Genomic DNA, 18,373 nt, shown 5'->3' with positions numbered 1-18,373 from the left:
GCCGCCGGCCACCCCCGCCGCGCTGCTGTTGGGGGACCTCAGCTTCCTCCACGACGTCGGCGGTCTCGCCGCCGCCGCCCGCCTCCGCCGGCCGCTGGTCCTCGTGGTGGTCAACAACCAAGGCGGCCGTATCTTCGAGCAGCTGCCCATCGCCGACGCGGTGACGCCGCAAGTCTTCGGCCACTGGCTGACGCCCCAGGATTGGCAACCGTCAGCGGTCAGCGCCGCCTTCCAGATCCCCCACCGCAGCTGCTCCACCGTCGACCAGCTGGACGCCGCCCTGCAGGAAGCCCTCGCTCACCCCGGGGCCACGGTGGTGGAAGCGCTGGTCCCCGCCAGCGGCGCCCGGGAAGATCACCGGCTTCTTCAACAAGAACTGGCCCGGCGGCTCACCCCTTCGGAGAAGCCTCCAGGGGATCGCCCATGAGATCCCGCCGCGGACGCCCGCTGGTCTTGATCCACGGATTCATCGGCTCGCCGGTTTTCTGGCAGCCGCTCCTCGCCGAGCTGCCCCGCGAGCTGGCGCGGCGAGCCCTCACCCCAACGGTCTGCGGCCACGGCACCCCCAACTACCCGGCTCCCCCCGCTCCGGCCCCTGAAGGGTCCACCCAGCCCGGCCCCGATTCCTTCAACAACGAGGTGGATCGCTTGGCGGAGTGGATTCGGGAGCATCGAGACCAGCCCTCGAAGGCCCGCCAGGGAAGCCAGAAACCCCTGAGGAACCAGAGACCAGGGAGGAAGGCCAAGATCGACCTGGTGGGCTACTCCCAGGGTGGTCGGCTGGCCCTGGGCCTGCTCACCCGCCACCAGCAGCTCTTCCGCCGCGCGGTGATCATCGGCACCCATCCGGGGCTGAGCTCGGCGGAGGACCGTCGGCGCCGCCGGGAGGCGGACGAGACCTGGGCCCAGCTGCTGGAGACCGAGGGCCTGGAAGCCTTCCTCAACGCCTGGGAGGCCCTCCCCCACTTCTCCACCCAAACTCCCGAGCAACGCGCCAGCCTCCGCGCCTTCCGCCAGCACCTGGACCCGGTGCAGCTGGCCCGGGCGCTGCGGGCGGTAGGCCTCGGGGCCATGCCCGACCATCGCCCGCTGCTGCCCACAGTGGAGGTGCCGGTGACCCTGGTGGCCGGCGAGCTGGACACCAAATTCACCGCCCTGGCCCACGAGATGGAAGACCTCCTCCCCCGCGGCGCCGCGGTCGTCATCCCCGGCACGGGCCACAACCCGGTGCTGGAAGCCCCCCGGGCCATCGCCCGGCTGATCACCGGAAGCCGCCATGGCTGATCGGCAGCCGCCAGCGCGCGGTGGATTCAAGCTTTGTTTGTCGAGTCCCAATCCTCTCCGGCCCGTTCCTCTGGGAACGACGAGCGCCGGAGACCCTACCGAGAACTACTGATCCTCACGAGGTCATAAAGGAAGACATCATGAGCGAATTGACCTGGCAAAGCGCCGGCGACTATGAAGATATCCGTTATGAAAAGGCGATGGTGGACGGCGAGCCGGAAGGCATCGCCAAGATCACCATCAACCGTCCGGAGGTGCGCAACGCGTTCCGTCCGCAGACGGTCACAGAAATGAGCAAGGCCTTCATCGACGCCCGCGACGACGCGGAGGTGGGCGTGGTGGTGCTCACCGGCGAGGGCCCGTTGGCGTTCTGTTCCGGCGGCGACCAGCGCGTCCGCGGCACCGCCGGTTACGTCGGTGACGACGGCATCCCGCGACTCAACGTCCTCGATCTGCAACGCCAGATCCGCACCCTGCCGAAGCCAGTGGTGGCCATGGTCGCCGGCTACGCCATCGGCGGCGGCCACATCCTGCACCTCGTCTGCGACCTCACCATCGCCGCCGACAACGCCATCTTCGGCCAGACCGGCCCCAAAGTCGGCAGCTTCGACGCCGGCTACGGCTCCGCCTATCTGGCGCGTATCGTGGGTCAGAAGAAGGCCCGGGAGATCTGGTTCCTGTGCCGCCAGTACAGCGCCCAGGAGGCCCTGGACATGGGCCTGGTCAACACCGTGGTACCGCTAGAAAATCTCGAAGCGGAAACCATCCAATGGTGCCGCGAGATGCTCGAGCGCAGCCCCATGGCCCTGCGCTGCATCAAAGCCGCCATGAACGCCGACTGCGACGGCCAAGCCGGCCTCCAAGAGCTAGCCGGCAACACCACCCTCCTCTTCTATATGACGGAAGAAGGCCGCGAGGGCAAGGAAGCGTTCTTGGAGAAGCGGAAGCCGGACTTCAAGAAGTTCAAGCGGTTTCCCTGAGGGAAGTGCTGGGCTGATCCCTCCTCCCCGTCGGGCCTAGGTCTGGCTGGAGGGGGGATCAGGACTCGGAAAGGCCGCTTCGATCTGCCACCACCAGCAGCGCCGGCTGTCCAGCGCCGAAGCGCGATCCAGCGGTCTGGAGATCAGGCTAGATCTCAGGACTGGTTCCTTTGCTCGTATGCCACAACGCGAGAATTTCTACACACCGCGGATCTGACAAGACCCGGTAGTACAGATGGTAGCGAATCCGGCTGAGGTGTACTCTCCTCACTCCACGGATTCTCGTATTGGTAGCCCTTGCACCAACTCCTGGATTCGAGCAGACGAGCTGTACTGCCGTTCGCACGGACTCCTCTACAGCGCCCGGTGCAGCAGGTCTATTCACTGCCCACCACCGAGCAGCCTCGCGAACCTGACGGGTCGCTCGGCGAACGAACCGCGCAGGCAGTGGGCGTTTCAACCCCGCCGTCCGAGCTCCCGAAAGAACTCTTCAGCTGGAACGACCTCACCCCTGTCCCCCTCGGCCATAGCACTGAGAAGAGCGGCCTCCTCGTTGGGACCGAGAGTGAAGGTCTCATCGTTCTCCGGAGCCAGAACTGTGACGGTCGAGCCTTCTGCAAACGACTCGCCCGATACTTCGATTCTGCCGTCGACTACCCTTCCGGTGGTTATACGCATGAAAGAAGTCTATTCCAGCGTGTCCCGCACCGTCCAGAACGACAGTCAGACTCTGGGGGCAGCTGCAATGAAAGCAACGGCCCGCTCGGTCTCACGTAGAAACGCTCCAGCTGCTTGTCCGCTCCGCTGGAGGTACCATTCGAACGCGTTCTCCAACCCCCGCCCCACCGCCGGAAAGTAGCTCACCCGGCCTGTGCTCACCTAATCTCGCGAAGAGCCGGTCTCGAAGAGACCTTCCACGGAATCGTCTCCGCCTCGCCGGCGTCCAGGTCGGCGACTCGCACCGCAACCTCTTCCCGCCACGTCGCTTCGATGTCCGCCTCTGCTGTGGGTTCGAGGCTCTGCAACAAGGCACCAGCGATGTCTGCCCGGTCCGCTTCCGAGAGGGTCAGCGCCTGCTTCAGGACGGTCTCTGCCTTTCGATTCATAGGAAGAATTTACCAGACAGACCGCGTCTTCCTACCCACCACGCAGCCTCCCAAAGGCACTCTGGACGCACAGTCGAACCTCGCACCGATTCTTGCGCATGGGCGCTCACGTCCCGGAAGCCCAAGTGGGCCCAGACTCGATTCATGCACCCAGAGATCGATCCCACGAAGAAAACCCGCCCTCATCACGGGGCTTCCGTTGCGGATCCCCGATTCCAGGGAACCACCAACGCTTCGTCTTCGAGCCGCGGGTAGTAGACGAACTCTACGGCCCCATCCGGCCCTCGTCGCGTCTCGAAGCTTCCCAGAGATATTGAGTGGATTCCATGGGCCGTGTAGGAACCCTGCTGGTAGTGGTAGGCGACATGGGTGGTGACGTTGGCGCTCCCCTGCGACCATTCCCCCAGAATGTCCACGTCACCGTCCCCATCGAGATCGATGAACTCGAACTCTCCCAGCTCTCCCGCGGCCTCCGGCGCTGCCAGGAAGCTCGCTCGATCAAAGACCAAGTCATTCTGACCATCCCTGCCGAGGCGCGTGACCACGAAGCCGCGAGCGCTCAACGGGCACTCCCCCCTCGGAAAATCGTCCGCAGTTTCGCACGTGTAGAGCCCAACAAAGAGCTCTCCGGTCTTGGAATGAAGTCGGTGGAAGAGCGACGCCGAGAAAGGTTTCAGGCCGTGTGGCTCTAGGAAGAAGGACGCTGACGGAATCGTCAGCTCCTCGCCAGTGGTGATGTGATTCTCGTCCAGCAATCGGTTGGCCCACTGGATCAGCCGGAAGTCGTCCTTCGAGCCGTAGTAAGCGGAAGCGATTTCCGACAGGCTTTCCCCTCTTTCCACCACGTGGACGCGACGGCTCTGCTCGGTGGGGTCGGGTGGCTCGATCAGCTCCGTTTCTGCGGCGGCAGGGCCAACGAGCATCGCGAGGGTGGCTGCAAGGAGGCTGCGGAAGAGTGCTCTAAGAGCCGGGTGTTCGGTCATGGGGGATGCTGGCGCCAGCAGACGGCTAAATCCCTAGCGGTGAGCTAGCCATCTCCGGAGTCCTGGGCCGCTTGCAGCATCGCAGTCCACGTCGCTTCCAGATCGGCCTCCTCCGTCCGCCAGTTCGTGATCGACACACGAGCAGCTGGAACGCCCCGGTAGGTCGTACCCGTAAGGAACGCCGCGCCGCTCTCTCGCAGGCGAGTCAAGAACGCCCCTACGGCGGCGGTGCTCGGTTCACCAGAGAGTGTGAAGCAGACGCCGTTGAGACGGACCGGAGCCAGGAGTCGGAACGCGTCGGACGACTCGATCCGCTTGCCCAACTGTGCCGCGAGGTCACAGCACCGTTCGACCATGCGGGAATATCCGTCGGATCCGTAAGCCGCGAGGGTCATCCAGACCGATAGCGCCCGCAGACGCTGGCTGTTTTCCGGCGTGAGGTGCAAGAACGTGTCGGGCGCAACCTCCGGCGGGAGGTATGCCCCGGCGCTCTGGAACGCCGCACCTTGGAGCTCGAGGTGCTGTGTGAGCACGACGCCGCAGTCGTAGGGGACGTTGAGCCACTTGTGGGCATCCACCGTGATGGAGTCTGCGCCCTCGAGCCCATCGAGAAGCGCGCGGTACCTCGGCGAGGCCGCGGCTACAGCCCCAAACGCACCGTCCACGTGGAGCCAGAACCGATACTGGTCACGAAGCGACGCGATGGCTTGGAGATCGTCGAAGTCGCAGGTGTTGACCGTCCCTGAGTTGGCGACGACGATGGCCGGGCCTGACCCATTCGCCTCGACCTCGGCGAGAGCGTCTCCGAGGGCGGAGACGTCGACCGCCTCGCGCTCCGGAAGCACTGGGACGGCCTGCAGCGCCGATCGCCCGAGGCCCACGATGGAGAGCGCTTTGGAAATGCTCGAGTGGGCGGTCCCACTGAGGACCACGACGGGGCCGAGGGCGTGAACCCCGTCGGTGGTCACGTCGGTGCCGCGCTCGCGGCCGACCCACTGCCGGGCCGCCGCGAGCGCCACGGTGGACGAGGCGGTGGCGCCGGTGACGAACGCACCTTGAAACGTGTCGGGAAGCCCCAGAAGGCTCCGAACCATTCCCAGTGCATCGAGGGCGAGCTGGCGCGCGCCGGACTCCCCTGCGTCGGAGAGGTTCTGGTCGTAGGCTGAGGCCAGCCAATCGCCGACCAGAGCGGCCGGGGTAGCGCCGCCGGTGACGAACCCAAAGTACCGAGGCCCGGGACTCCCACTCCACCACGGCCCGTACCGCTCGCGGAGGATGTCGAGCGCAGCATCAGCCCCGACCCCAACCTCGGGAAGTCCCAGCGGATCGATCAACGGCACGTCGTGGGCGACCGGATGGGTATCGAGACCGTCGAGGAAGCGGAGAGCCTCAGCTTGGGCCTTGGCCAGCAAGGCGGGTAGATCTTGGCGGTCGGAGTTGATCATAGAGAAGCTGCCCAACAGAGTCTGAACGACATCCGCCACAATCTGCCTCTGCGACTGCCGCTCAAACACCGTCAAAATACTGATCTTCTTGATCATATACCGACAGCTGACACGCTCCCTTCGACCGCCGCGCAAGAAAGCCTGGCCCAGCTACATATTTTTTGATAGTATTCGAATAGTTTTAATATTCAAGAGGCCTATACATGGGACTCGCCGTGATTCCCCTGGCCATTCGAAAGCCGACCTGCAAGGAGAAACGCATGTCTCGAACCTTCCGCTTCACCCTTTGTCTGGCCCTCCTGCTCGCCGTTCCGACTCTCGCCTCCGCCAACACCAGCGCGTGCGACACCGGCGCCATCGCGTCGGTTGACGTCCCGTTCGAACTGGCGAGCGTCTTGCCGACGAGCGTCATCCCGACCACCACCACCGAAGGCTTCTCGTGCCCCGCGGCCTTCTGGACCGCATCGTTTTGCAGCCAGTGCTGGGAGGCCTTCAGCCAGTGCTCGGGCCCGGACTGCTATACCTGCACTGAGCTCTGCCTCGGCCGGCTGAACTGCTGGATCCCCTGAGGAGCCCCCTCGGAGAGCGATTCGGGTGCTTTTGGCTTGTACGGCAGTCGGTCAACCGGCAGGCGGATGGGGTTCATCGCCTTCCGAGACATCCGCTCCACTGCACTCAACTGTGGACAACGGACAGGTCGATCTCGGGCGCTGACTACGGGGGCTCGACGCAGCCGACGCCCTTGCGTCGACAGCGCCTGGTCAGCCCTGACTCCGGATCCTCTCAGGACCGATCGACATAGAATTGGTACCCATTCCGATCATGGTCCTGCAGGTGGAATTCGTAGGTGCCCCATGGGGTGGCGAAGGGTTCGATGCCGGAGAATCCCTCGCTCTCCAGCTCCTCGACCATGTCGTCGACACTATCGACCACAAACCTGAGCGTCGGCCGATCTGCCATCGGCGGAATGCCCGACAGATCGTTCCATTGAATATGGAGTTCCACCGAGTCACGGGTTACCCCCGCATACTTCGTGTCGGTGAGGTTGTCCCTGAACTCCACTGTGAAGCCGAGTTGCGACAGGAAATCCAACGTCTTGCCAACATCGGACGACATGATGACCGGGTGCACGCTCTGGATGGAAGCCACTTCGTTCCTTTCAGGTTTGAGAGGCCGCTGTAAGCTGGGGTCGAGACCTCACCCCGAGAACAGAAGCTCCAGGCGCAAGAATCCCCACAAGATATGCCAGACGAAATAATACGAGAGGCGGAAGACTAGCGCTCGGAGGATGCCGAAGCGCCGGAGCAAGACCACCGCGATGAGGTTGAAGGCCAGCAGATGCACGCCCACATAGGCGTTGGCCCAGCCGGGCGATGCTTCTGCACCCCACACGACCTGAAGGATCGGTTCGATGGCGACCGCCGCAACGAGACCACAGAGCTCCAAGGAGCGTCCGGCACGGCGAACGAAGAAGGCTAGCGTAGCCGCTGCGGCGAGGGGTGCGATGTGGAAGACGGATTCGGCGACCACTGCGATGGATGGGTAGAAGAGAAGGGCGTCTGGGGCTGGCGCGTTGATTCCTGGGCCGAAACCTCCGAGGCAATCCACCCCGATGACGGGGAGGGGCAGCGCCAGGCCGATCAGCACCGCTGCTCGATACCCCGCGGGCCCCTCGGTGGAAGCTGGGATCCAGGACCGCCGGGCCAATACCAGCCAGCCACCGAAGCCGAGCCCCACGACGGCCACAACCGGCGCCACCGGGCGAGCCATCCCTAGCACCGACTCGTAGGCCTCGCTTCCCAAGGCGACCAGAGCGAGGGTCGCCGCCACTGCGGCCAGGCAAGCGGCGGCCCATCGGGGGGCGTCCGCTCTCTCTCGCCAGAGCTCCTCGAGTGTTGTCGTCATGGTCCCTCCGCGGCCGGGCACCCGAGACCGGGGACCTGCAGCCACGCCTCAATCGAGCTCGAACGGCTCCCACCCCTCCGAAGTCGTCCGGCGGGGCTGGATGTTCTCAAACTGCTGCGGATTCAACAGCTCATCGATGTAGGGCAGGAGATTCTCCCCCGGCTGCCGATGGAGCTTCCGGAGCATCTGGATGTCTTCTTCGGTGGTCGGGACATCCCGCTCCAGATCGAAAAGCTCAGAGGGTGCGCTGGAGCTCTCGGAACTGGTCGAGGAGACCGTGCCGTTCGAACTGTCTGCGGACTTCTTCATGAAGGCGGAGCCCCACCCCCTCCCACATCCCCTACCACTCGCGACCAGCTGCCGGTGCCGCCGCCTTCGAAGCCGTCGGCGAAGATCTCCGCTACGCTGCGCACCGCCTCGTAGACATCGAGCTTGCCAAAGCCCCAGGCCGCGTTGGGAACAGCGCCGGTGTCGGCGTCGGCGACGGCGGTGTCGCGGAGGATCTGGCGGACGTCGTTGGCGGTGAGGGTGGGATCGACCTCCAGCAGGAGGGCCGTGGCACCGACCACGAGGGGTGCGGAGCCGCTGGTGCCGCCGAATCGGATGTAGAGGCCTCCACTGCCGAGAGGCAGATTGCCTCGGAAGGTCGACCAATAGGAGTTCGGCCCGACCGGCGCGAACATATTTTGGCCCGGAGCCGACAGATCGACACCGTGGGTACGGCCGTCGCGGGTCGGCCCGTCGGAGGATTTGAGCCACAGCTCCCCGACATCCCCCTCGCCGGTGAGGGAGCGCGGAATGCCGTCGATGTCCACCCATTCGGTGCGGATCACGTGGTTGCCCGCCACCACCGCCGATTGGGTCGTGGCGTAGTCGTTGAGCCGGCCGGGAACGAGGTGGTCGGTCATCGAGGTGATGGGAGTCAGATTGGGGCCGACGACGTCTCCATAGAGATCGACGTGGCCGGTGCCGGGGTTCAGGCCGCGAATCTCGAAGGTTCCGGTGGTGGCGTGACCGGTCACCCCGATCCACAGAGCACCGTCGCCGCTGGTGGACGTCCAGGGATAGAACTCGGTGCCCGGGGTGTAGTTGATGATGGTGATGCCGCTAGCGGAAGTGCTGGTGCCTGGGGCCACCGGGCCGACGGTGGTGCCGTCGTCGAAGGTCACGGTGACCTCCGCCGGCTGGCTGCCGGTGTACCAGGCGCTCATCACCGAGAAGCTCGTGCTCGCCCGGGAGATCCCGATGACGGTGCTGCCCATGGAATCGTAGTCCGCGCCGGCGTGATTGGGCAGGCTGCCCTCGTCGCCGGAGGGCATCACCATCACCCGGCCCGGGGTGTCCTCGCCGAAGATCTCGTCGATCTTCCGGCTCACCGCCGAGGTGCCGTCCATGGGGCCCCACTGGGTGCCGCTGTTGATGATCGCCACCGCCGGCTGGCCGAGCAGGTCGATCTTCTCGTCCACCCAGTCCAGGGCGTCGTCGATGCAGCCCTGGAAGAAAGCCTCAGCGGGCTCCCCGTCGTGGGCCGGAGCACCTTCGGAGGTCAGCTTGACGACGATCAGGTCGGCTTCCGGTGCGATGCCCCGATAGCGGCGATCCATCAGGCCTCGGCCGTTGCCCGCCGCGGTGCCGGCGGTGGCGGTACCGTGGCCCACGGCGTCCCGCATGGCCAGCGAGGGACCGCCGCTGAGAGCGCTGTTGATCTGCGCCTCGGTGTACTCCACCGGCGGCGGATTGCCGGCGTTGCACAGGTTGAAGCCGCTGTGATCCAACATCCATTTGATGCGCGTGGCTCCGGCGTCGTCGAGGAAGTCGGGATGCTCCCAATCGATGCCCCGGTCGAGAATCACCACGGTGACCCCTTTCCCACTGACGCGGAAGGCCTCCACCGCTTCGTCCGTCCGGGTCTCCACCCGCACGCTGTCGAGGGCCGGCGCCTTCGGCGCGAAGAGCACGGTCGCGATCACCACGAGCCACAGAAAGGAGACTCCCACGGTTCCTTTCGAGCAAGAAGTCCTCTGCCGTCGTCTGCTCCAACCGGTCATCCCCACCATCGTTTCCTTCCTTTCCCGGGCGGAGTCCAGCCACGGAAAGACCGAACCGCCACGGTAGATCGCTGTCCATAGAGTGCTAGTTCTAGGTTACTTCAGACCGCAACCGATCCCCAAGTCCATCGCTTCCGGCACCAAAGAAAACGGCGCGGCGGGGAAAGCCCCGGCCGCGCCGCTTGCTAGCTATCGTCTGGGATCAGAGATCAGGCGAGCTCGAAGCGGTCCGCCATCATCACCTTGTTCCAGGCGGCGACGAAGTCCTGGACGAAGGTGTCCTGGGCGTCGTCGGCGCCGTAGACCTCGGAGATCGCCCGCAGCTCGGAGTGCGACCCGAAGACCAGGTCGACCCGGGTGGCGGTCCACTTGAGGTCACCGCTGTCGCGATCCTTGCCCTCGAAGACCTGGTTGGAATCCGAGGTCGGGTGCCACTCGGTCCCCATGTCGAGCACATTGACGAAGAAGTCGTTGGTCAACGCGCCGGGACGGTCCGTGAACACGCCGTGAGGGGAGCCGTCGGTGTTGGCCCCCAGCACTCGCAGGCCACCCACCAGGACCGTCATCTCCGGGGCGCTCAGGCCCAGGAGCTGCGAGCGGTCCACCAGCAGCCGCTCCGTCGGCACCGCATACTCGGCCTTGAGGAAGTTTCGGAAGCCGTCCGCCTCCGGCTCCAGGGGCTCGAAGGACTCGGCGTCGGTCATCTCCTCGGTGGCGTCGGTGCGGCCGGCGGTGAACGGCACCTCGATGTCGTGGCCGGCATCCTTGGCCGCCTTCTCCACCGCGGCGCAACCGCCGAGGACGATGAGGTCGGCGAGGGAAACCTTCTTGCCACCACTCTGGGCATCGTTGAACTGAGCCTGGATCTCCTCCAGCTTGCTCAGCACCGAGGACAGCTGCTCGGGATCGTTCACCGCCCAGCTGCGCTGCGGCTCGAGGCGGATGCGGGCGCCGTTGGCGCCGCCGCGCTTGTCGGAGCCACGGAAGGTCGAGGCCGAAGCCCAGGCGGTGGAGACCAGCGCCGAGGTGGACAGCCCGGAGTCGAGAATCTTGGCCTTCAGATCAGCGATGTCGCCAGCGTCCACCAGCTCGTGATCCACCGGCGGCACCGGATCCTGCCAGACCAGGTCCTCGCCCGGAACTTCCGGGCCCAGGTAGCGGACCTTCGGGCCCATGTCGCGGTGCAGCAGCTTGAACCAGGCGCGGGCGAAAGCGTCCGCCAGCTCGGCCAGATTCTCGTGGTAGTGCCGCGAGATCTTCTCGTAGATGGGATCCATGCGCAGGGCCAGATCCGTGGTCGCCATCATCGGCGGATTCTTCTTGTTGGGATCGTGGGCGTCCGGCACCAGATCCTCGTCCTTGACGTCCTTCGGAGTCCACTGGAAGGCACCGGCGGGGCTCTTGGTGAGCTCCCACTCGTAGCGGAAGAGCATGTCGAAGTAGCCGTTGTCCCACTGGGTCGGATGGGGCGTCCAGGCTCCCTCCAGGCCGCTGGTGATGGTGTGACCACCCTTGCCGCTCTCGAAGGTGTTGGCCCAACCGAAGCCCTGGCTGAAGACATCAGCGCCCTCCGGCTCCGCACCCACGTATTGGTTGGGGTCGGCGGCACCGTGGCACTTGCCGAAGGTATGACCACCGGCGATGAGGGCCACGGTCTCCTCGTCGTTCATCGCCATGCGGGCGAAGGTCTCGCGGATGTCCTTGGCGGCGGCGACGGGATCGGGCTTGCCGTTGGGGCCTTCCGGGTTGACGTAGATCAGGCCCATCTGCACCGCGGCGAGGGGGTTCTGCAGATCGCGGTCACCGGAGTAGCGCTTGTCCCCCAGCCACTCTTCCTCGGTGCCCCAGTAGATGTCCGTCAGCGGCTCGTAGACGTCCTCGCGGCCGCCGCCGAATCCGAAGGTCTTCAGACCCATGGACTCCAGGGCGACGTTGCCGGTGAGGAGCATGAGGTCGGCCCAGGAAATCTGCTTGCCGTACTTCTTCTTGATCGGCCAGAGCAGGCGCCGGGCCTTGTCCAGGTTGACGTTGTCGGGCCAGCTGTTGAGGGGCGCGAAGCGCTGGGCCCCGGACGAGCCACCGCCGCGGCCGTCGGCGGTGCGGTAGGTGCCGGCGCTATGCCAGGCCATGCGGATGAAGAACGGTCCGTAGTGTCCCCAATCGGCGGGCCACCACTCCTGGGAGTCGGTCATCAGCGCGTGGAGATCCTTCTTCAGCGCCTGATAATCGAGCTTCTGGAACTCCGCGGCGTAGTCGAAGCCCGGCTTCATGGGGTTGGCCTGCAGCGGCCCCTGGTGCAGGATGCTCAGATCGAGCCGATCCGGCCACCAGTCTTTGTTGGTGCGGCCCTTGGCCGGCGCGTGCATGACGGGACATTTGCCCACGGCTGCGGCTTGGTCAGCGCTCATATTTTCTCTTCTCCTCGGAGTTTTCTGCGACCTTCCGGTCGCGGTTCAACGGCTAGTTTGGCGTTTCCCTTTGAAGACCACCTGGTATTCCCGCACCTCGTACCCTTCGAGCTCGCCCACCCGATCCACGTCCACGGCCTCCCAAGGGATGTCGTGGATCTCTCCGGTCTCATCGTCGATCAGGTGATGGTGCTTGTCGGTGTTGGGGTCGTAGACGACGCTCGACCCACCCAGGAGCTTCACCTCCCGCAACAGGCCCCGCTCGACGAAGAGGTGGAGCGTGTTGTAGACGGTGGCGCGGGAGATCATCGGAAAGCCCTCCTGGACTTCCGACAACACGCGCTCCGCCGAGGGATGCTCGTCGGTCTGCAGCACGAAATCCGCCACCGCGACCCGCTGGGCCGACGGCTGGATGCCGTGCTCCCGCAGGCAATCCAAGATGGCTTCTGTGTTTAGACTTTGTCTAGTATTCATGGTCTTCCAGGTACGGAGCAATTATACCTCTTGGGAGAGTCTTGGCAAGGGCTGGGTGTTTCAATAGGGTGTCGACACCGTCGGCAGAGCAGTCGACCGTCCGAAAATCCACCGCCGCACCAGGATGCCACCGAGTGACCAACCCCTTCTCCATCCTCACCGCCGCCCGCCAAGCCCCCGAAGCCCTCGCCATGGTGCAGGGCGAGGAGAGCTGGACCTGGCAACGGCTAGCGCGAGCGGTGGCGGATGTCATCGAACGCCTCGAGGAGCAGGGGGTTGCCGGGACAGGGCAGCAGCCTTGGGTCGCCTTCACCGGTGACGCCTCCCTCGAGGCGGTGATCGCCACCTGTGCCCTCGCAGAGATCGGGGCGGTGGCGGTGCCCCTGCATCCCCGGTGGCCGGCGGAGGTGCGGAGTCGGGTGCTGACAGTGGTGCGGCCGGCGGCGATTTTCGAGGCGGGCTGGAGTGAACCGGGCTGGAGTGAGGCGGCAGGGTCTAAGCCGAGCCTTGACGAAGAGCTCCCTCTCCCCTACCCCGAGCAGGATCCCGAGCGCCCCCTCGCCCTCATCCACACCTCCGGTAGCAGCGGCCAGCGGAAGGGAGTGCTGCTGAGCCGGCGGGCGTTCCTGGCCTCGGCGGAGGCCAGCGCGGCGAATCTAGGCTGGCGGGAGGATGACCGGTGGTTGCTCAATCTGCCCACGGCCCACGTAGGCGGGCTGTCGGTGATCACCCGCTGCCTCGCCGCCCGGAAGACGATGGTGCTCGAAGATCCACAGGACGCCGGGGGCTTCTCCCCGCGGGCCTTCACCGACACCGTCGAGGACAGCGGCGTCACCCTCGCCTCGCTGGTGCCCACCATGCTCCGCCGCCTCCTCGACCTCGACCCGCCCTGGCGACCGCCGGAGCATCTGCGGGCCATTCTGCTAGGGGGAGCGCCCGCCCCGCCCGCCTTGCTCGCAGCGGCGGCGCAGCGGGGGATTCCGGTCCTCCCCACCTACGGCCTCACCGAAGCCTGCTCCCAGGTCGCCACCCGCTCCCCCGCCGGGACCGGGGATCCCCAGGCCGGAGCCGCCCCACCCTTGGCGGGGATGCCTCCCTTGCCTGGAATCACAGTGCGGATCGTAGACGGGGAGATCCAGGTGCGGGGAGCGACGCTCTTCAGCGACTACTTTCCGGAAGGCTCCCATCCCTTCCCCATCAGCGCCGACGGCTGGCTGGCCACCGGAGATCTCGGGCGCCTCGACGACCACGGCAACCTCCACCCCCTGGGGCGGCGGGGGGACTTGATCGTCAGCGGCGGGGAAAACGTCTCACCGCAGGCGGTGGAGGGAGTGCTGGAAGCGCATCCGTCGGTGCGCAGTGCCTGCGTGGTGGGGCTGGAGGACGAAGAGTGGGGTCAGGTGGTGGCTGCGTTGTTGGTGTCAGGGCCGGATGGGCCGCCGGCGGGGAAACAAGAGCAGGAGCTGGACGCCTACCTCCGCCGCGAACTCGCCGCCTACGAACGGCCGCGGCGGATCCTATGGGTCGACGCGCTGCCCCTGGGGTCCAACGGCAAGGTGGACCGGGAAGCGAGTGCTATGCTGTTCCAACATCCAGGGAGGTAGCAACGATGAAAGAGCACAAGCATTGGATCAACACTCTCGGAGCCGGCATGGTTCTGAGTACGCTTCTCAGCCTGGGGCTTCTCCTCAGCCTCGCCTCGGCTTCTCCGGCCCTCGCCCAACCCACCACCCCCCTCACCCAGCCGTGGACCAGCTTCCCCGTGCCGATGGAAGACCCCGGCGCCATGGACGACGACACCGGTCTGTGCCAGGCGGACGAGGAAACCCTCTGCCTCCTCGACGGCCGCCTGTCAGCGACCCTGCGCTGGCACAACCAGCGCACCGGCGAGGAAGGCACGGGCCGGGTGCACAAGCTCGGCGAGCGCACTGGCTATTTCTGGTTCTTCCAGCAGGACAACGTCGAAGTGCTGGTCAAGACCCTCGACGGCACGGCGGTGAACGGTGCCTACTGGGTCTTCCTGGGCTCAATGACGGACCTGGAATTCTGGCTCGACGTCACCCACCTCGCCACCCGCCAACAGCGCACCGTCTACAACCCCCCCGGCCACCTCTACGGCTACGCCGACGTCAAAGCCCTGCCCGTCGACCCGGAGAAGATGTGCGGCACCATCGTCGGCATCCCCTGCCCCGCCGGCCAGGTCTGCGACTTCAACCAAGGCTGCAACGTCAGCGACGCCGCCGGCGTCTGCACCACCATCCCCGACGTCTGCCCCGCCGTCCTCGACCCCGTCTGCGGCTGCGACCAGATCACCTACACCAACGACTGTGAGCGGCTCAAGGCGCAGGTGGTGAAAGCCAACGACGGGCCCTGTGCTGCGGGGTAAGCCCGGCGGCGGGGTAAGCCCGGCGGCCGGAATCCGGTTCAGGCGCGGCTGGGGCGCTCGTTGCCGGATTCCGGCGGATCGCTTTCTCCGCTGGGCAACAACACCTCGAAGCAGCTGCCCACTCCCTCCGTGCTCTCGCAGTGGATACGTCCACCGAGACGACGCACCAGCAGGCGGACGTGAGCGAGCCCGATCCCTTCCCCGGGAGCTTTGTGGTTACCGCCGCGGCGGAAAGGTAGAAAGATCTCCGACAGCTCGTGGGCGGGAATTCCTCGGCCGTTGTCGCAGATTCGGAGCTTGACCTTGCCGGCAGAGGTCTCGCCAGTGATCTGGATCCGCCCCGGGCGGTCGGGATCCAGGTATTGCACGGCGTTGGTCAGCAGATTGGCGAAGATTTGGGTCATCGCCAGACGATCCACCGCCGCCGTCGGTAGAGAGCCGACGCTGACCTGGACCTCCCGCCGCTGGATCTCGAATTTCAGATCCGCCAGAGCTTGAGCACAGATGGTCTCCAGATCCACCGTCTCGGTGACGAATTCGCGGTGCCCCGCGCGGGCGAGCTGGAGCAGCGCCGTCACGTAGCGATCCATCTGCTCGCTGGACGAGTCGATCATCTCCACGGCCTCGTGGATATCGTCCTCGAGCAAACTCTGGGCCTCCGCCAGCTGCACCTTGGAGCCCTGCAGCAGCTGCACCAGGGAATCGGTGGCGAGGCGCAGCTCGCCGGCGAACCCCCGCAGGTTGACCAGGGGCGAGCGTAGGTCGTGGGAGAAACTGAAGAGGAATCGGCGTAGATCTCGCTCGGCGAGCTTCAGCTGCTCGGAGATCCGCACCTGCTCGGTGAGCAAAGCCCGGTTGTGGTCCGCCAGCCGGCGATACTGATGCAGCGCCATACCCAGCAGGGCCAGCAATCCCACGGTGGCCACGAGCTCCCGCGCATGGCGCAGGCCCTCCTCCGCCGAGGGAGTGGTGAACTGAACGATGAGGTGGATGATGGGGAGCAGCAGGGCCAGGACCAGGAGACGGCTGATCAGGCTTCGATGATGCCGGTCCCAGGGATGAGCCGGTGCCGGGGGTTGCCTCGGAGAATACCCGCGAAACCGCACGGAAACGATGAACGCCGGAATCGCCAGGCGCCAGAGAAAGAGCCATTGGGGCCCGAACTCGGCATCCAGGGGCAGGTAAGGGAAGGTAGTGAGAATGTCGTAGCTGTCGGTCAGCGCCCAGAGCACCGCTGCCACGATCATGCAGGTGTAGATCGGGGCCCAACGCGTGCCCCCGGCTCCCCGCCGCACCCACAACAGGCGGACGACCAAGTAGAGGTCCATGATCACGTAGAGCGGCGAGGAGAGCCAGAACCGCAGACCCTCCGACGGCTGAGAGTAGACCGCCGGGATGACGGTGAAATAGGCCAGCATGGCGAAGAGGAAGATCCCCGAACCCAAGAGCTCGAGCCGGTACTCGGGGTCGCTCCGGCCACCCCAATCGGGCCGCAGCTCGACGGCCGAGATCAAGAGAAAGTAGAACAGCAGCATCAAGGCGTCGTAGGCGGGCCAGCCGAGGGCGGATTGAAAGAACCACGGGAAAACTAGCTCCACCGACGGAACGATCCACCAGCAGAGAAAGGCGAGGCTCACCAGGTTCCAGAACTCCTGGTCCGGTCCCGGCTGTCGCCATAAGCTGTAGCGAATCACCAGCATCGTCCAGCCGGTGTGAATGGAATAGAGAAGGCTGTTGAGGAACCAGAGGACGTCGTCCGAGAGGACGCCGGACAGGGAGATGACGACGTCGAGGAGAACGAGCACCGCCACCAGCTGAAAAGTCCGATCAGAGAGAATCCAGCTCCAAGGCGACTGCTCGGAACCGGGCTGCGGCCGTATGTTCACCGAAATCCCTTCTGCTCCTAGGAACCTGACCGCACCGCGCATCCGGTAGGTAGGCCCATCCAATACAAGGAACTATCGGCACCTCAACGCTCGGCCGAGCAGGGCCGGTGTACAACCCGGAGGGACCGCACCGGCCCAGACTCCGGCTTCCGCCGCTACACCGCCCCGCAGTTCTCCCGGCCCGGACCGTTCAGGGTCCCGAAAAGTTCCGAAAATAAGACACCCGTGAAGCGATTTTATACCAGTTCAAAGACCCGCGAAGGCTCGAATTCGGGCTGGGTCCAATTCCCTGCGGCGCCTCAGATCCGCGGCTCCATGAGCAAGCGGCAAGGCTGGCCCGACTTCATCAAGTCCCAACAAAAACGGGCACAGGAGGAAATCCTGCGCCCGGCGAATGATCGGAGTTCCGGCGGATTCCGGAGCTGGTGTTGGCTTCAAAAAAGGTTGAGAGAGGGTCAGCCCTGCACCACCTCACCCACCGCCGCCCGCTTCGACGGGTGGTGGTTCTCCGGCACGTGCTCGTGGGCGTGGTAGGAGCTCCGGACGAGGGGGCCGGACTCGCAGTAGGCGAAACCTAGCTCGAAGGCGTAGCGCTTGTACTCGGCGAACTCTTCCGGAGTCACCCAGCGGTCCACCGGTAGGTGCTTTTGGGTCGGCTGGAGGTATTGGCCGATGGTCATCACCTCGACGCCGGCGGCGTGGATGTCGCGGAGGGTTTCGCGCACCTCGTCGGGGGTCTCGCCGATGCCCACCATGATGCCGGTCTTCACCCGGCCCTCGTACTCGCCAGCCTCGCGGCGCCGGGCGGCGTCGGCGAGGAGGTCGAGGCTGCGCTGGTAGCGGCTGCCGGGGCGCGCCTTGCGGTACATGCGGGGGACCGTCTCCATGTTGTGGGAGAAGACCTCCGGGCGAGCGCTGAGAACGACGTCCAGGGCATCGTCGACGCCGCGGAAGTCGGGGGTGAGGATTTCCACCGCGGTGTCCGGGTTGCGGCGGTGGATGGCCTCGATGACCTGGCGGAAGTGCTCGGCGCCGCCGTCCGGGAGGTCGTCCCGGTCGACGGAGGTGATCACCGCGTGCTGCAGGCCCATGACCTCTACCGCCTCCGCCACGTGTTCCGGCTCGTCGGCGTCGACGCCCTTGTTGGGGCGGCCGGAGGTCACGGCGCAGAAGCCGCAGCGGCGGGTGCAGATCTCGCCGAGGATCATGAAGGTGGCGGTGCCGTGCTGGCCCCAGCATTCGTAAATGTTGGGGCAGCGGGCCTCTTCGCACACGGTGTTGAGCTTGAGGTCCTGCACCAGCTTCTTGACCTGGTGATACCGCGCAGGAGTGGCGAGCTTGATGCGCAACCACTCCGGCCGGCCCTGACGCTTCTTCTGAACTGCGTCGGGAGCGGGTTGGGAGGAGGTGGAAGCGCCGATTTGGACGAGGTTCTGGCTCATGAGTTGGAGTCTAACGAAGCTGTGGG

Annotated in this window: 18 protein-coding genes; 6 read left to right on the top strand and 12 right to left on the bottom strand. The window is 65.6% G+C overall.

What is annotated here, in order from left to right; genetic code table 11:
• The 3 genes from SX243_09585 to menB form a co-directional block, all read left to right on the top strand.
• Positions 1-427, top strand: a 427-nt coding sequence (locus tag SX243_09585; protein ID MDY7093210.1) for a thiamine pyrophosphate-dependent enzyme, incomplete at its 5' end; no start/stop codon positions are given.
• Entirely contained in the window at positions 424-1,284 is an 861-nt protein-coding gene (locus SX243_09580; GenBank protein ID MDY7093209.1) for an alpha/beta fold hydrolase, read from the top strand. The genes SX243_09585 and SX243_09580, both read left to right, overlap by 4 nt.
• A gap of 140 nt (positions 1,285-1,424) precedes the next feature.
• Positions 1,425-2,264 (top strand): 1,4-dihydroxy-2-naphthoyl-CoA synthase, encoded by an 840-nt coding sequence (gene menB, locus SX243_09575; GenBank protein MDY7093208.1) that lies wholly within the window; start codon positions 1,425-1,427, stop codon positions 2,262-2,264.
• Positions 2,265-2,720: 456 nt separating this feature from the next.
• Here the strand turns inward: menB and SX243_09570 are convergent, their stop codons facing one another.
• From SX243_09570 to SX243_09555, 4 genes are all read right to left on the bottom strand, one after another.
• On the bottom strand, positions 2,721-2,942 hold the full coding sequence (locus SX243_09570) for a hypothetical protein (GenBank protein MDY7093207.1): 222 nt from the start codon (positions 2,940-2,942) through the stop codon (positions 2,721-2,723).
• A gap of 197 nt (positions 2,943-3,139) precedes the next feature.
• Positions 3,140-3,370: an addiction module protein gene (locus SX243_09565; GenBank protein ID MDY7093206.1), complete on the bottom strand. Its 231-nt coding sequence runs from the start codon at positions 3,368-3,370 to the stop codon at positions 3,140-3,142.
• A gap of 185 nt (positions 3,371-3,555) precedes the next feature.
• Positions 3,556-4,293 (bottom strand): hypothetical protein, encoded by a 738-nt coding sequence (locus tag SX243_09560; GenBank protein MDY7093205.1) that lies wholly within the window; start codon positions 4,291-4,293, stop codon positions 3,556-3,558.
• A 104-nt stretch (positions 4,294-4,397) separates the two neighbouring features.
• The gene (locus tag SX243_09555) at positions 4,398-5,894 is read right to left on the bottom strand and encodes a pyridoxal-dependent decarboxylase (GenBank protein MDY7093204.1); all 1,497 of its coding nucleotides are present in this window, start codon (positions 5,892-5,894) and stop codon (positions 4,398-4,400) included.
• A 107-nt stretch (positions 5,895-6,001) separates the two neighbouring features.
• On the opposite strand from SX243_09555, the gene SX243_09550 reads away from it, so the two are divergent.
• Positions 6,002-6,367, top strand: a complete 366-nt coding sequence (locus SX243_09550; GenBank protein MDY7093203.1) for a hypothetical protein — start codon at positions 6,002-6,004, stop codon at positions 6,365-6,367.
• Between the two features lie 214 nt (positions 6,368-6,581).
• Here SX243_09550 and SX243_09545 read toward each other — a convergent pair whose 3' ends face one another.
• The 6 genes from SX243_09545 to SX243_09520 all read right to left on the bottom strand — a co-directional run bounded on the left by SX243_09545 (position 6,582) and on the right by SX243_09520 (position 12,597).
• Entirely contained in the window at positions 6,582-6,947 is a 366-nt protein-coding gene (locus SX243_09545; protein ID MDY7093202.1) for a VOC family protein, read from the bottom strand.
• A 48-nt stretch (positions 6,948-6,995) separates the two neighbouring features.
• A complete protein-coding gene (locus tag SX243_09540; protein ID MDY7093201.1) occupies positions 6,996-7,703 on the bottom strand; it encodes a hypothetical protein in 708 nt (235 codons plus the stop codon).
• A 48-nt stretch (positions 7,704-7,751) separates the two neighbouring features.
• A complete protein-coding gene (locus SX243_09535) occupies positions 7,752-7,889 on the bottom strand; it encodes a hypothetical protein (protein ID MDY7093200.1) in 138 nt (45 codons plus the stop codon).
• A 119-nt stretch (positions 7,890-8,008) separates the two neighbouring features.
• On the bottom strand, positions 8,009-9,700 hold the full coding sequence (locus SX243_09530) for a S8 family serine peptidase (protein ID MDY7093199.1): 1,692 nt from the start codon (positions 9,698-9,700) through the stop codon (positions 8,009-8,011).
• 260 nt (positions 9,701-9,960) lie between these two features.
• A complete protein-coding gene (gene katG, locus SX243_09525; protein ID MDY7093198.1) occupies positions 9,961-12,159 on the bottom strand; it encodes a catalase/peroxidase HPI in 2,199 nt (732 codons plus the stop codon).
• 45 nt (positions 12,160-12,204) lie between these two features.
• On the bottom strand, positions 12,205-12,597 hold the full coding sequence (locus tag SX243_09520; GenBank protein MDY7093197.1) for a Fur family transcriptional regulator: 393 nt from the start codon (positions 12,595-12,597) through the stop codon (positions 12,205-12,207).
• Positions 12,598-12,767: 170 nt separating this feature from the next.
• Between SX243_09520 and SX243_09515 the strand changes: the two genes are divergently transcribed.
• Entirely contained in the window at positions 12,768-14,237 is a 1,470-nt protein-coding gene (locus SX243_09515) for an AMP-binding protein (protein ID MDY7093196.1), read from the top strand.
• A 5-nt stretch (positions 14,238-14,242) separates the two neighbouring features.
• Positions 14,243-15,019, top strand: coding sequence for a hypothetical protein (locus tag SX243_09510; protein ID MDY7093195.1), 777 nt, complete (start codon positions 14,243-14,245; stop codon positions 15,017-15,019).
• Between the two features lie 38 nt (positions 15,020-15,057).
• On the opposite strand, the gene SX243_09505 is transcribed toward SX243_09510, so the two are convergent.
• Both SX243_09505 and lipA read right to left on the bottom strand, forming a co-directional pair.
• On the bottom strand, positions 15,058-16,905 hold the full coding sequence (locus SX243_09505; GenBank protein ID MDY7093194.1) for a HAMP domain-containing sensor histidine kinase: 1,848 nt from the start codon (positions 16,903-16,905) through the stop codon (positions 15,058-15,060).
• Positions 16,906-17,360: 455 nt separating this feature from the next.
• Complete coding sequence (gene lipA, locus SX243_09500) at positions 17,361-18,347, bottom strand: lipoyl synthase (GenBank protein ID MDY7093193.1); 987 nt, start codon at positions 18,345-18,347, stop codon at positions 17,361-17,363.
• Positions 18,348-18,373 lie beyond the last annotated feature (26 nt).

This window comes from Acidobacteriota bacterium, assembly GCA_034211275.1.
Classification (GTDB): Bacteria; Acidobacteriota; Thermoanaerobaculia; order Multivoradales; family JAHZIX01; genus JAGQSE01.
The sequence above is the reverse complement of the archived record's forward strand: the minus strand, read 5'-3'. Positions and strand labels throughout refer to the sequence as shown.